This window comes from Allobosea sp. CCNWLY174, assembly GCF_037120455.1.
Classification (GTDB): domain Bacteria; phylum Pseudomonadota; class Alphaproteobacteria; order Rhizobiales; family Beijerinckiaceae; genus Allobosea; species Allobosea lupini.
This window is the reverse complement of record NZ_JBBBBQ010000002.1, coordinates 626,939-639,899: the sequence shown is the minus strand read 5'-3', so window position 1 is coordinate 639,899 and position 12,961 is coordinate 626,939. Positions and strand designations below refer to the sequence as shown.

Sequence of the window (12,961 nt, the reverse complement as noted above, 5' to 3'; positions counted from 1 at the left end):
ACCTTGGTGACGCGACTTAGGATTCGACCCACTCGTCCATCCGGCCGCCACCGGCGACGCGGCGGCGCGGAGTGGCAGGGCGGGCTTCGGTGGAATGATGATGGTCCTTGCGGGTCGGCCCACGGCGCAGCTCGCTCGGGGCCGGGGCCGGCAGCGATCGGGCATGAGCCATCGGCCGCTCGAAGCGGAAGACGTCGGCGAGCTCGCGCAGCGCCTGTGTCTGCTCGGCGAGGCTCGCCGCCGCGCCGGCGCTCTGCTCGGCCAGCGCGGCGTTCTGCTGGGTCGCCTCGTCCATCGCCGCGACGGAGCGGCTCATCGCGGCGATGTCGCCGGCCTGGCCGGCGCTCGCCTGCGAGATCTCCGACACCGTCGCCGAAACCTGCTCGACCGCCGTGACGATCTTGCCGAGCGTCTCGCCGGTCCGGCGCACCAGGCGCACGCCTTCGGCGACCTGCGCATTGGAGTTGGCGATCACGCCCTTGATGTCCTTGGCAGCCGTGGCCGAGCGCTGCGCCAAAGTGCGCACTTCGGATGCGACGACCGCGAAGCCCTTCCCGGCCTCACCGGCGCGGGCAGCCTCGACGGCGGCGTTCAGCGCCAGAAGGTTGGTCTGGAAGGCGATGCCGTCGATCACGGTGACGATCTCGGCGATCCGCGCCGAGGATTGCTCCATCTGCCCGATCGCCGCGATCGTCTCGGCGACGACCTGCTGGCCGCTGCCGGCCACCGCCATCGCCTCGCCGGCGAGCTCGGTCGCGGCGCGCGAGCGCCCGGCGCTCTGCGTGATCGAGGCCGCGAGCTGGCCGGTGGTCTCGGCCGTCTCTTCCAGCCCGGCTGCCGACTGTTCGGTACGCCCGGCAAGATCGACCGCCCCCGCCTTGATCTCGACCGCTGTCGCCGCGACATGGGCCGCCGCCAGCTGGATACCGGAGACTGTCTGCGTCAGCCGCGCCAAGGTCTGGTTGAGCCCGGCTTTCAGCTCGCCGAGCCGCCCGTCATAGGCGCCGTCGATGCGGCCCGTCAGGTCCCCTTCGCTGAGGCCGGCCAGCACGGCGGCGAACTCGTCGGTAGCGGCCTCGACGATCGCGTTGATCTCGTTGACGCCCGTGGCAATGCGCTGCAGCGCCTCGGGCTTGCCGGCGAGCGGCACGCGCCGGGAGAAATCGCCCTCCGCCGCGGCGGCGACGACGGCCGCGACCTCGTCGGCGGCCCGCAACTCCTCGGTCAGCTCGCGCCACTCGATCGTCGAACCCAGCCTCTGGCCATCGGGCTGCGTCGTGACGGTCAGCGTCAGCCCGACCATGCGCCGGCCTAGCGCGACGCGCATGGCGCGCGCTTCGGGAACGCCTTGGGGGCCGGCGAACAGCTCCAGCACCTTGCCGAGCATGTCCTTGGCCGAAACGCCCGGGAAGGCGGCGCGGAAATCCTCCTGCGCCTCGCTGAAGAACTTCAGCAGCGACTTGTTGACGTAGACGATCCGCCCGTTGGCATCGCAGACCATGATCGCGGTGCGGCAGCCGTCGAGCGCCGCCCGGATCCGCCCGGCCTCCACCGCGCTTTCCTGGACCTGGCGCAGAGCCCGCGAGAGCTGGCCGATCTCGTCGCGGCGGGCGAGCTCCGGCGCGGCGTCTGGCGTGCCTTCCGAGAGCTTCTCCATGCCTTCGCGCATCGCCATCATCGGCCGCGCCAGCGAACGAGCAGCGAGCCAGCCGAGACCGGCGGCAAGGGCGACACCGGCGACGCCGAACGGCAAGGCCGTGCTTGCGAAACCAGACAGGGCCGCCTCGACCTGCTGGCTGGACAGGCCAAGGGCGCCAAGCCGGGCAGCCGCACTCTGCCGAACCGCGAATGCGACGAGCCCGCCCGAAACGGCGGCGCCACCGGCGAACAGCGCCGGCAGCTTGACCGAGAGTTTCGAGAAGGCGCCCAGCTGAGCCATCGGTTCTTTCTTGTCTCTCAGGCGGTCCTGGCCATCAGTCGGCAGTCCGGCTGGGCGCTGCCGGGAGCCATCTGCGGCTCAGGCGACGCGCAGTTGCTTGTCCTGATTGTCGCCGCCGTCGCGGATCACCGCGGCGAGGTCGAGCAGGGCGACGATCTCGGTGTCGAGCAGCACGAGGCCTTCGATCAGCCCGTGCTCGTCGCGCTCCAGATCCGGCGCCGGACGGACCGCGCTGACCGGCACGTCGACGATGTCCGAGACCGAGTCGACCAGCAGGCCGGCGGTCTTGTCCTCGACATCGACGACGACGATCACATGGGTCGCAGTGGCTTCGGTGGAGCCGAGGCCGATCGCGGTGCGCAGATCGTAGACCGCGAGGATCACGCCGCGCAGGTTGAGGACACCGCGCACATGCGGGGCCGCATGCGGCAGCGGCGTCGTCGCCTGCCAGCCCTTGATCTCGCGGACCATGCCGACATCGATGCCGAAGGTGCGGTCGCCGACCCGGAAGGTGACGATCCGGCGCGCAGCCGACTCAGGCTGCGCCGAGGTGAAGTGCTTTTCGCTGAGCTGCAGGGACATGGTTCATCCAGCCAGTTTGAGTTCGGGAACGGGTTGGCGGACACCCGATGCGGCCAGGCGCAACATCGAGTCGACATCGAGAATGAGCGCGACGAGGCCATCGCCCAGAATGGTCGCGGCGGAGGCGCCGTTGACCGTGCCGTAATTCGACTCCAGACTCTTCACCACGACCTGCTGCTGCCCGACGATCTCGTCGACGGCGATGCCGACATTGCCGCCGCGCTCGGTCTCCGCGATGATGATGATGTTCTCGTCGCGCGTGCCGGCCGAGCCCATCACGGCCCCGAGCCGGTGGAGCGGCGTGATCTCGCCGCGCCAGCGCAGCACTTCCTGGCCGAAGGTCAGGTGCTCGATCGGCGTGTTGGCGAGGTGCTGCGTCTCGATCACGCTGGCGATCGGGATAACGTAGCGGTCGTCGCCGCAGCGGATCACCATGCCTTCGAGCACGGCGAGCGTCAGCGGCAAAGCGAGCGTGAACTTGCAGCCGCGGCCGGGCTCGGAATCGACGCTGATGCGCCCACCGAGCGATTCGACATTGCGGCGCACCACGTCCATGCCGACACCGCGGCCGGAGATGTCGCTGACGGCGTCCGCCGTCGACAGGCCGGCGGCGAAGATCAGCTGGTCGATCTCTTCCGGCGCAAGCTTCTCGTCGGCGCCGACGAGGCCGCGCGACTTCGCCTTGGCCAGCAGCCGGTCGCGACCGATGCCACGCCCGTCATCGGTGACCGAGATGACGATGCGGCCGGCGCGGTGCTCGGCGATCAGCTTGATCGTGCCTTCCGGGTTCTTGCCGGCGGCGATGCGCTCTTCCGGCGTCTCGACGCCGTGATCCATCGAGTTGCGGATCATGTGGGTGAGCGGATCGGCCAGTTCCTCGATGATCGTCTTGTCGACCTCGGTGTTCTCGCCTTCGAGGACGAGCTTCACTTCCTTGCCGAGCGTCTGGGCGAGCTCCCGCACCAGGCGCGGCATGCGCTGGAACACCGCCTTCACCGGCTGGGCGCGCACCGCCATGACATGGTCCTGCAGTTCGCGTGTCTGGCGCGAGAGCGTCAGGATGCCTTCGGCGGTCTTGGCATAGACGTCATAGGGCAGCGAGCGCACGCATTCGACCAGCATGGACTGGGTGATGACGATCTCGCCGACGAGGTTCATCAGCCGGTCGATGCGATCGAGATCGACGCGCACGCTGACCGCCTGGCGCTGGCGCGCAGCGGCCTCGTTGGAGACGGGCCGCGCAGCCGCACGTGCTGCCGCCGGAGCAGTTGCGATTGCAGATGCAGCAGCGACCGGAGCCGCCGCGGGCGCAGCGGCGGGCTGGATATCGGGCTGCGGCGCGGCGTCGGCTGCCGGCCCGAGCCGGGCAAGGATGGCCGACAGGTCGGCGGCGACGTTTTGCGGCACCTCCGACGCGGCGGGTGCCGCCTCGGCAACAGGCTCCGGCCCGGCTTCGGCTTCCGCCACGACCTCGACCTCGAACTCCTCGTTGGCGAGGGTAAAATCGAACTTGGAGACGATCTCGTCGGCGCTGAGCTCGGTGCGCATCATCACCGTGAAGCGCATATGGCAGTCGGTGACGTCGAGCGTCTCGAGCGGCGGCACATGGCTGAGGTCGCAGGCGACCGAGACGATCTCGTCGGCCGGCAGGATGCCGATCGCGACCCGCGGTTCGATCACCCGGCGGAACAGGTCGGCTTCAGGCGTGATCTTGATGCGAACGTCGTGGCCGGGCCTGCGAACCGGCGCAGCGGCGACGGGCTCGTCATCGTCCCAGCCGTCATTGGCCGCGGCTGGCGCTGCGGCAGCGGGCGCGCCCATCTTGGCGTCGACCATGGCGAGCAGGTTGCCGAGCGCCGCGATCCCCGGCGGTCCATCGGAGGCCGGGGCCGCGGGAGCAGCCGGAGGCGCGGCGGGAGCAGCGGGCGCTGCCGCCTTGGCCTGGCCGACCTGTTCGAGCGCAGCGAGCAGATCGGGGCGAACCGGCGCAACCTCGTCGTTGCGCGCAGCGGCGACCAGATCCGCGACGGCATCCGAGCAGCGCAGGAACAGGGTGAAGGGCGCGTCCGCCAGCGCGACGCGGCCCGAGCGGAGATGATCGAGCGCCGCCTCGAAGACATGGGCGAAGCCGACGAGCTCGGTGCAGCCGAAGGCGCCGGCACCACCCTTGATCGAGTGGATGGCGCGGAAGGCCGCGTTGACGTCCTCGGAATCGGTCGAGCCCTCGTCGAGCGCCTGGAGTTTCTGCTCCAGTGCGCCGAGGAGTTCCTCGCACTCCTGGAAGAAGGTCTGCTTGAGTTCCGCCAGGGGATCCATGGACCGCCTCAGTTCTGGTAGCGCGCGACGAGGCCGAGCAGGGTGTTTGGCTCGAACGGCTTGACCATCCAGGCGCTGGCGCCGGCCCGGCGGCCTTCCGCCTTGATCTCGGCGCCGTTCTCGGTGGTCAGCACGATGATCGGGGTGTTCTGGCCGGCCGGGCGCGCGCGGCAGGCGCGCGTGAACTCGATGCCGTCCATCACCGGCATGTTGAGATCGGTGATGACGAGGTCGGGCCTGAACTGGTCGAAGCGGGCCAGGCCCTCTTCGCCGTTCTCCGCCTCCGCCACCTCGTGGCCGGCATTGCGCAGCGTCATGCTGAGCAGGCTGAGCAGGGTCTTGGTATCGTCGATCGCGAGGATCTTCATCGCAGGATCACTCCAGAACGAGAGCGCTTTGCGCCGGGTCGAACCCGATCGCTTGAAAAGACTGTCGGCACTCGTCCGAGGCCGCCTTGAGCGTGACGCTGAGGCCGCGCGCCTTGGCGCTGCTTGCAGCCGAGTGCAGGAGCTGGATCCACACGCTCGGGAACGGCCCGGCCTCGGCGCATTCGACCGCGATGCTCTCCTTCTGTTCCAGCGCGACGAGGAGCTGGTTACGGAAAGCAGCAGCCTCTGATCGGCCGAGGAAAGGCGGAAGGGAGACGGTGATGACCACGGCGGCGCGCCCTGTGTTTATTGACTGGGAAGCATCTCCGGGATTGGTAAAAATTTCGCTAACCGCCCCGGCTCGCGGCAAGGATTGTGACCGTTCCGCGGCAGCTCCGTTCAACCTCAGAACAGACTGTTGCTGATCGCGCGCGGCACCAGCGAGATGCTGCCGTTCGCTTCCTTGTACTTGCGGGGTATGTTGATGATGCCCGAAAGGTGCAGCCAGAGATTGTTCGGCGAGATCGGCTTGACGATGATCTCGTGCGCTCCGAGCTTGGCGGCCTGCACCACGGCGCGCCGGTCAGGCTTTTCCATCATCACCAGCACCGGCGCCTTGGCGAAGGGCGACGTCTTGAAAGAGCGGATCGAGGCCAGGCATTTCACGCTGTCGCCGTCGGGCAGGTCCCAGTCCAGCATCACGATGTTGGGCTGCTTCTGGATGAAGGTCGTCGCCGCCGTGGCGAGATCGGCGGCCTCGAACACGCGCTGCAGCTGCGCCTGATAGAGCATGGTGCGTATGATGCGCCGATAGTGCGGGCTGGGATCGATCAGCAGCACCGAGAGATTGGGGAAGGATGGCGCGATATGCATGTCCGCAACTCGAAACCCGTACGCGACTAGGACACTGGCACGCGGCGGTTAAGGCTCCGCCAACTCCCTCAGACGCTGAGCCCGAACCGGACCCCGCCCCAGTGCCGGCCCCTGACGATGATCGGCGCCGACAGGTCCTCCATCACAAGGAAATTGCCGCCGCCCATGTCGCGCCGATAGGTCTGCAGCAGGAACGGTTTCTGGTTGCGTGCCGCGGCAAGGCCGGTGCGATCGTTGAAGATGCGCCGGTTGCGGCAATTGGCGTTGTTCCAGACCGGGTCCGGCCCCTGCGGCTGCGAGTACTTGCGGTTGTGCGTCGGCAGGTACCCATTGCGGTCGACCGCCGCGCAGAAGACGATCCGCTTGCTTGCGGACAGCATCTTCTCCTGCACCGAAGGCAGCAGCCGGTCGGTCAGCTCGGTGAAGCGGGTCATGAACTGCTGGGGATCGCTGCCCGGAATCGGCCTGTAGGCCTCGTCGAACAGATCGGCCTGGCTGGCCTGCCCCGTCGCCAGCGCCTGCTCGAACAGGCCGGCGATCGCCGCCGACGCCTCGAGCGCGATCTCGATCATATCCGATTGCGGCGTGCGCACGCCCGAGTTCGCGATCGCGCCGAGGACCGCCTCGCTGGTCGAGACCAGCGACGCTCCGCGCCGGGCCGCGACCTCGAGATTGCGGCCGGACTGATCGACCCCCGCGACCAGTCCCTTGATCTCGTCGCCGACCTGCGCGAACGCCGCAGCATTCTCCCGCGCCGGCGCCGAGATCGAGTCGATCTCCGAGATCAGCCCGACCACCGAACGGCCGAAATGATCGAGCTCGCCGATCTGCTGCGAGATGCCCTGGCTCTCGTCGTTGGCGCGCCGCGCCGCCAGCGCGTTCGCCTCGCTCTGCTTCGCCAGCTGGTCGACGGTCGAGACCAGCGCGTCGAGCTGTTTGGCACTGGCGGCCGTCGCGTCGCGCGTCTGCTCGGCGAGCTGCTTCACCGCCGCGGCGATCACCGCAAAGCCACGGCCTGCGGCGCCGCTGCGCGCGGCCTCGACGCCGGCATTGATCGAGAGCAGCTGGATCTCGCGCGTGATCGTCTGGATCGCCTCGCTGGCCTCGCGCGCCTTGTGGGCGCGCCCGACGGCTTCGTTCAGCGCCTGCGAGATCGATTGCGCACCGTCCGACAATTCGGCGATGTCGCTCTGTGCCGCATTCAGACCCTGGCGGACCGCGCCGGTGACGCGCTCCAGCCCGCTCTTGACCACGGAGGCCGCCTGCTGGGCGGTATCGGCCGCCTGCTGGATCGCCTGGTTAGAGCGTGAGACCTGCTCGACCGAGGCGACGACGCGGTGCAGCCCATCCGTCTGCCGGTCGAGCTCGGCATTGACGTCGCCGACGCGCCCGGAAATATCGGTGATCTCGGCGCTGAGCTTGCCGAAGCGTTCCGCGATCTCGCGTACGGCCCGCGCCGCCGCTTCCGCCCCCGGCGCATCCTCATTGGCAGGATCAGGCAGCTTCAGGGCCTGGGCAAGCATCGCTTGGCGCTTCCTTCTTGGAGTTATGCCCGCCGAACCTAAAGGAACAGGGTAAATCCGCGGTTAAGCGGTTCTGGCGGCAATATCTCGATGGTTCCCTCGGCTCGGCACGGCGGCTAGGCTGGCGCCGCACGACAGCCTCGGGGGCGGACGCCGCTTGAACAGCCGACAGCTCGAAACCTTCGCCGCGGTGATGAAGGCCGGCACGATCTCGCGCGCCGCCGAGTTGCTCGGCGTCACCCAGCCCGGCGTCAGCCGCGCCATCGCCGAGCTGGAGAGGTCGCTCGGCTTCCTGCTGTTCGACCGGATCCGCAACCGCATCGTCGCGACGCCCGAGGCCAAGCTGTTCTACGCCCAGGTCCAGGCTTCCTTCCTCGGCATGGACACGCTGCGCGCCACCGCCGCCCGCATCCGCGACCATGGCGCCGGGCAATTGCGCGTCGGCTCGCTCTCGGCGCTGGGCTCGTCGCTGGTCCCGCGGGCGGTCCGCCGCTTCCGCGACCGGCGCCCGGACATCGCGGTGACGCTGATGGTACTGCCCTCGCGCGATGTCCGCGACGGCGTCGCCTCTGGCGCCTTCGACATCGGCCTCGCCGCCGACGAGATCGACGTGTCCGGCGTGCTGCACCAGCCCTTCGTCCAGCCGCGCGTGCTCTGCGCCCTGCCGCTCGGCCATCCGCTCTCCGAGAGGGAGCTGATTGGGCCGGCCGACCTGCACGACCTGCCGTTCGTGGCCTATGTGCCGGAGGATCGTGCCCGCCAGCGCCTCGACCGCATCTTCGCGGAAGCCGGCGTCAAGCCGCGTATCGTCGTCGAGACCATCTATGCCGCGACCGTCTGCGCCCTCGTCGCGGAAGGCGTCGGCGTCGGCCTGGTAAGCCCGTATGCGGTCGCCGGTGCCGATCCGACTCGGCTGGTGCTGCGCCCCTTCGAGCCGGAGGTGCAGAGCCGCAGCCTGCTGATCCTGCCGCTCGACCGGCCGAAATCGCAATTGGTGCGCGATTTCATCGATTGCCTGATGGAAGTGCGCTGACCATAACAGCCAGGCATCGAGCCATGAGTTTTGCCTGATTGCCGGCAAGGCCCCGCAGAGGGAACCTTTCTCCCACGAAAGGACCTCTTCCCATGCACGACGCGACCCGCAGCGTTCACCACCCCGCCGTCGACGAAGAGGGCTATGCCAGCCTCACCGTGCCGACGCACCGCGCCTCGACCATCGTCTATCCCGACGCGGCCAGCTTCTTCGCCCGCAGGCATCGCGGCTTCGACGGCTATACCTACGGCCTGCACGGCACCCCGACGCACCGCACGCTCGAAGCGCAACTGACCGCGCTGCATGGCGGTGTGCGCACGGTTCTCGTCCCCTCCGGCCAGGCGGCTGTCACCATCGTCCTGCTCTCGGTGCTGCTGCCAGGCGACAAGGTGCTGATCCCCGATCAGGTCTACCAGCCGGTGCGCAGCTTCTGCGAGGACTACCTGAAGCCGCGCGGCATCGACTACGGCGTCTACGATCCGCTGATCGGCGGCGGTATCGCCGGTCTGATCGACGACAAGGTCAAGCTGGTCTGGGTCGAGTCGCCCGGCTCGAACACGATGGAGGTGCAGGATATCCCCGCCATCGTGAAGGCGGCGAAGGCCAAGGGCGTGCTCGTGGGCTGCGACAACACCTGGGCGACGCCGCTGATCTTCAAGCCGCTGGCCCATGGCGTCGACTTCGCCTGCGAAGCGCTGACCAAATATGTCGGCGGCCATTCCGATCTGCTGCTCGGCTCGATCACCGTCGCCGATCTCGGCCTGCGCGAACAGCTGAAGGTGACGCTGCGTGGCCTGGGCGTCGGCGTCTCGCCCGACGAAGTCCAGCTCGCTCTGCGCGGCCTGGAGACCTTGGCGCTGCGCCTTGCCCATATGGGCAAGGTCTCCGAGGACTTCGCCCGGCGCCTGACCTGCTCACCCGCAGTCGAGACCGTGCTGCACCCTGCCCTGCCCTCCTGCCCCGGCCATGAATTCTGGAAGCGCGACATGGGCCGCTCGTCGGGCGTATTCAGCGTCGTCCTGAAGCCAGTGCCGCATGCTCAGCTGGAACAGGCGCTCTCGGCGCTCGAGGTCTTCGCCATCGGCGCCTCCTGGGGTGGCACGCGCAGCCTGATCGCGCCGCTGGCGCCCGAGGGCGAGCGCACCGTCGTGCCCTGGCCGCATCAGGGTCCGGCACTGCGCATCAGCATCGGCCTGGAGGATCCGGACGACCTCTGGAACGACCTCGACGCGCTGCTGGTCGCGCTCGAACAGCCAGTGGCCGCCAAGGTCGCCTGAGGTTGAAGGCCTGAGATGACGAACGCGGCGGGGCAGCGTCTCCGCCGCGACGGGAGAGTTTTGCCTGATAACAACGACAGGGGATCAATGATGAAACGGACCTTGCTACGCCTGACCGCCGCGCTGGCGCTCGCCGCGGGTTTCGCTGCACCCGCCGCCGCCGACACGATCAAGATGATCCGCGACCGCGGCAAGATCATCTGCGGCACCAGCCCCGGCGTCGCCGGCTTCTCGACGCAGGACGCCAACGGCCGCTGGCAGGGTTTCGACATCGACATCTGTCGGGCGCTCGCCGCGGTGATCTTCAACGACACCGAGAAGGCCGGCTTCGTCCCGCTGACCTCGAAGGACCGGTTGATCGCGCTGCAGGCCGGCGAGATCGACGTCCTGCCGCGCACCACCACCTGGACGCTTTCGCGCAATGCCGGCCAGGGCGTCACCTTCACCACCGTCAATTATTATGACGGCCAGGGCTTCATGGTCTCGAAGAAACTCGGCGTCTCCTCCGCCGCCCAGCTCGGCGGCGCCTCGGTCTGCGTCGCACAGGGCACGACCAGCGAGCTCAACCTCGCCGACTATTTCCGCAAGCTCGGAGTGAAATACGAGGCTGCCGCCTTCGGCACATCGGAAGAAGCACTCAAGGCCTATGAATCGGGCCGCTGTGACGCCTACACCACCGACATCTCCGCCCTCTCGGCCGTCAGGATGAAGCTGCAGGACGTGGACAGTCACGTCATCCTGCCGGAAGTCGTCTCGAAGGAGCCGCTCGGTCCCTGGGTCCGCACCGGCGACGAGACCTGGTTCAACCTGGTGCGCTGGACCGTGCTGGCGCTGATCAACGCCGAGGAGCTCGGCATCACCAAGGCCAATGTCCAGGAGATGCTGAAATCCTCGAATCCCGAGGTAAAGCGCTTCCTCGGTCTCGACGGCAAGATGGGCGAGGCGATGGGCGTCAGCAACGACTGGGTCGTGCGCATCATCTCGGCCGTCGGCAATTACGGCGAGAGCTTCGAGCGCCATCTCGGCAAGAGCTCGCGCCTGCAGCTGGCGCGCGGCCCGAACGAACTCTGGAGCAGGGGCGGCATCCAATACAGCCCGCCCTTCCGCTAGAGCATTTTCGAGCGAAGTGGACACCGGTTCGCGGGAAGAAAATTCGATAAGGCAAAGACCTGGAGCAATTCAGCGATTCGGAGAATTGCGGAATTGCTCTAGGCAGCGAGGCAGGCACACGGAACCGCCGGGCGCTCCGGCGGTTGTTGACTCCGTTACATCACCAAGGAGTACTGCTCGTGCCCGCCATCAAGTCCCTCTTCGCCGGCGCCGCTGCGCTTGCCCTCGTCACCGGCACGGCCGTGGCCCAGCCGCGAACGCTGGGTCCGCAGACCGGCACGGTCAAGATCGAGCAGATCTCGGTCGCCTTCATCGCCTCGGGCGAGCTCGGCGGTGGCACCTTCACCTATCGCGGCCGCTCCTATCCGATCTCGGTCGGCGGCCTCGGCATCGGTGGCATCGGCGCCTCGCGCGTCGTCGCCAGCGGGCGCGTCTACGGCCTGACCGAGCGCAACGACCTCGCCGGCCCCTATGTCCAGCTCAAGGAAGGCTGGGCCGTCGGCCGAGCCGGCCAGGGCCGCGTGTGGCTCAAGAACGACAAGGGCGTGACCATCAGCCTCGACACGCGGCGCCAGGGCCTGCAGGCGACGATCGGCGCCGACGGCGTGGTGATCGCGTTCAAGTAGGCGCAGCGCAAGCTGAAGGCACTCAATGGCGGCCGGGTGATGCCCGGCCGCTTTCGTCGTCGCCATGCGCCGCGACGGCTGCGCTGTCGGATGCCTGAGTGTACAACTGCCCTTGCACACCCGACCTAGGCTTTCGGGGCGCGCGGTTCCCCATAGCTGTGAAGACGAGGAGGATGATCGCGATGACGAAGGTTCTGGTTCTCTACTATTCCAGCTACGGCCATATCGAGACGATGGCGCAGGCTGTCGCCGAAGGGGTGCGCGAGGCCGGCGCCGAGGCGGTGATCAAGCGCGTGCCCGAGCTCGTCCCCGAGGAGGTCGCGCGCAAATCCGGCTTCAAGCTCGACCAGGCCGCTCCGATCGCGACCGTAGACGAACTGCCGGACTACGACGCCATTATCCTCGGCGTCCCCACCCGCTTCGGCAATATGCCGGCGCAGATGAAGAACTTCCTCGACCAGACCGGCGGCCTCTGGGCTCAGGGCAAGCTGATCGGCAAGGTCGGCAGCGTCTTCACCTCGACCGCGACCCAGCATGGCGGCCAGGAAAGCACCATCCTTTCGACCCACACCGTGCTGCTGCACCAGGGCATGGTCATCGTCGGCCTGCCCTACAGTTTCCAGGGCCAGATGACGCTGAGCGAGATCACCGGCGGCTCGCCCTACGGCGCCAGCACCATCGCCGCCGGCGACGGCTCGCGCCAGCCGTCCGAGAACGAGCTCGCCGGCGCCCGCTTCCAGGGCAAGCACGTAGCCGGCATCGCCGCCAAGCTGGCCGGCTGACGCCCTCGCGCGCCGCAACCGACTGCGGCCCGGCATCGCCACCGGGCCGCCTTGCCCGGGATCACACCGCGCTGCGTCAGCGGCAGCCAGAGAGGAATGCCCGATGGGTACCGGCGTCGTCGACCGCCCCGACCAGAATCGTTTCGAACTCGACATCGGCGGCGAGCTCGCCCTCGCCTATTACAAGCTCGATGGCGACCGCGTCGTGCTGACCCACACCGAGGTGCCGCAGGCCTTGTCCGGCCAGGGCATCGGCTCGCGCCTGGCCAAGGGCGTCTTCGAGCAGATCCGCGCCTCCGGGCGCAAGGTCGTGCCGCGCTGCTCCTTCATGGCCGGCTGGGTCAGCCGGCATCCGGAGTATGACGATATCGTCGTGGGGTAGCCGGCAGGCCCCAGGAGCGATGGGACTCAGATGTCGGCGGGAATGGCTCGCAGGTGGCGGAACCACGCGACAACCTTCGCGTTGCCGCCTTGCCAACCTGACGGAGCTCCGATGTCCTCATCTGCGCGTGCCATCGTTCTGGGTGCGAGC

The 12,961-nt window shown here is 68.3% G+C and carries 13 protein-coding genes; 6 read left to right on the top strand and 7 right to left on the bottom strand.

Annotated elements, in window-relative coordinates:
* Window positions 1–16: 16 nt before the first annotated feature.
* From V7S63_RS09920 to V7S63_RS09890, 7 genes are all read right to left on the bottom strand, one after another.
* Window positions 17–1,939 carry a methyl-accepting chemotaxis protein gene (locus V7S63_RS09920; protein WP_336530087.1) on the bottom strand — a complete coding sequence of 641 codons (1,923 nt, stop codon included), beginning with the start codon at window positions 1,937–1,939 and terminating at the stop codon, window positions 17–19.
* A gap of 78 nt (window positions 1,940–2,017) precedes the next feature.
* Entirely contained in the window at window positions 2,018–2,521 is a 504-nt protein-coding gene (locus tag V7S63_RS09915) for a chemotaxis protein CheW (protein ID WP_057190852.1), read from the bottom strand.
* 3 nt (window positions 2,522–2,524) lie between these two features.
* Window positions 2,525–4,837 carry a chemotaxis protein CheA gene (locus tag V7S63_RS09910; RefSeq protein ID WP_336530086.1) on the bottom strand — a complete coding sequence of 771 codons (2,313 nt, stop codon included), beginning with the start codon at window positions 4,835–4,837 and terminating at the stop codon, window positions 2,525–2,527.
* Window positions 4,838–4,845: 8 nt separating this feature from the next.
* Entirely contained in the window at window positions 4,846–5,205 is a 360-nt protein-coding gene (locus V7S63_RS09905) for a response regulator (protein ID WP_091840270.1), read from the bottom strand.
* A gap of 7 nt (window positions 5,206–5,212) precedes the next feature.
* Entirely contained in the window at window positions 5,213–5,494 is a 282-nt protein-coding gene (locus V7S63_RS09900) for an STAS domain-containing protein (RefSeq protein WP_159650080.1), read from the bottom strand.
* Between the two features lie 116 nt (window positions 5,495–5,610).
* The gene (locus V7S63_RS09895) at window positions 5,611–6,078 is read right to left on the bottom strand and encodes a response regulator (protein ID WP_091840264.1); all 468 of its coding nucleotides are present in this window, start codon (window positions 6,076–6,078) and stop codon (window positions 5,611–5,613) included.
* Between the two features lie 68 nt (window positions 6,079–6,146).
* Complete coding sequence (locus tag V7S63_RS09890; protein WP_336530085.1) at window positions 6,147–7,601, bottom strand: methyl-accepting chemotaxis protein; 1,455 nt, start codon at window positions 7,599–7,601, stop codon at window positions 6,147–6,149.
* Between the two features lie 157 nt (window positions 7,602–7,758).
* Between V7S63_RS09890 and V7S63_RS09885 the strand changes: the two genes are divergently transcribed.
* The 6 genes from V7S63_RS09885 (at window position 7,759) to V7S63_RS09860 (ending at window position 12,811) form a co-directional block, all read left to right on the top strand.
* Window positions 7,759–8,634 (top strand): LysR substrate-binding domain-containing protein, encoded by an 876-nt coding sequence (locus V7S63_RS09885; protein WP_336530084.1) that lies wholly within the window; start codon window positions 7,759–7,761, stop codon window positions 8,632–8,634.
* A gap of 92 nt (window positions 8,635–8,726) precedes the next feature.
* Window positions 8,727–9,911: a cystathionine beta-lyase gene (gene metC, locus V7S63_RS09880; RefSeq protein ID WP_336530083.1), complete on the top strand. Its 1,185-nt coding sequence runs from the start codon at window positions 8,727–8,729 to the stop codon at window positions 9,909–9,911.
* A 90-nt stretch (window positions 9,912–10,001) separates the two neighbouring features.
* Window positions 10,002–11,021: an amino acid ABC transporter substrate-binding protein gene (locus V7S63_RS09875; protein WP_336530082.1), complete on the top strand. Its 1,020-nt coding sequence runs from the start codon at window positions 10,002–10,004 to the stop codon at window positions 11,019–11,021.
* A gap of 179 nt (window positions 11,022–11,200) precedes the next feature.
* On the top strand, window positions 11,201–11,647 hold the full coding sequence (locus V7S63_RS09870; protein WP_100963987.1) for a hypothetical protein: 447 nt from the start codon (window positions 11,201–11,203) through the stop codon (window positions 11,645–11,647).
* 182 nt (window positions 11,648–11,829) lie between these two features.
* Window positions 11,830–12,429 carry an NAD(P)H:quinone oxidoreductase gene (gene wrbA, locus V7S63_RS09865; protein WP_336530081.1) on the top strand — a complete coding sequence of 200 codons (600 nt, stop codon included), beginning with the start codon at window positions 11,830–11,832 and terminating at the stop codon, window positions 12,427–12,429.
* 103 nt (window positions 12,430–12,532) lie between these two features.
* Window positions 12,533–12,811, top strand: coding sequence for a GNAT family N-acetyltransferase (locus V7S63_RS09860; protein ID WP_100963989.1), 279 nt, complete (start codon window positions 12,533–12,535; stop codon window positions 12,809–12,811).
* The last annotated feature ends 150 nt before the right edge of the window (window positions 12,812–12,961 follow it).

Excerpts from the sequence above, each read along its gene's own strand:
- V7S63_RS09920 (WP_336530087.1), bottom strand. The coding sequence starts at position 1,939 with ATGGCTCAGCTGGGCGCCTTCTCGAAACTCTCGGTCAAGCTGCCGGCG.
- V7S63_RS09915 (WP_057190852.1), bottom strand. The coding sequence starts at position 2,521 with ATGTCCCTGCAGCTCAGCGAAAAGCACTTCACCTCGGCGCAGCCTGAG.
- V7S63_RS09910 (WP_336530086.1), bottom strand. The coding sequence starts at position 4,837 with ATGGATCCCCTGGCGGAACTCAAGCAGACCTTCTTCCAGGAGTGCGAG.
- V7S63_RS09905 (WP_091840270.1), bottom strand. The coding sequence starts at position 5,205 with ATGAAGATCCTCGCGATCGACGATACCAAGACCCTGCTCAGCCTGCTC.
- V7S63_RS09895 (WP_091840264.1), bottom strand. The coding sequence starts at position 6,078 with ATGCATATCGCGCCATCCTTCCCCAATCTCTCGGTGCTGCTGATCGAT.
- V7S63_RS09890 (WP_336530085.1), bottom strand. The coding sequence starts at position 7,601 with ATGCTTGCCCAGGCCCTGAAGCTGCCTGATCCTGCCAATGAGGATGCG.
- metC (WP_336530083.1), top strand. The coding sequence starts at position 8,727 with ATGCACGACGCGACCCGCAGCGTTCACCACCCCGCCGTCGACGAAGAG.
- V7S63_RS09875 (WP_336530082.1), top strand. The coding sequence starts at position 10,002 with ATGAAACGGACCTTGCTACGCCTGACCGCCGCGCTGGCGCTCGCCGCG.
- wrbA (WP_336530081.1), top strand. The coding sequence starts at position 11,830 with ATGACGAAGGTTCTGGTTCTCTACTATTCCAGCTACGGCCATATCGAG.
- V7S63_RS09860 (WP_100963989.1), top strand. The coding sequence starts at position 12,533 with ATGGGTACCGGCGTCGTCGACCGCCCCGACCAGAATCGTTTCGAACTC.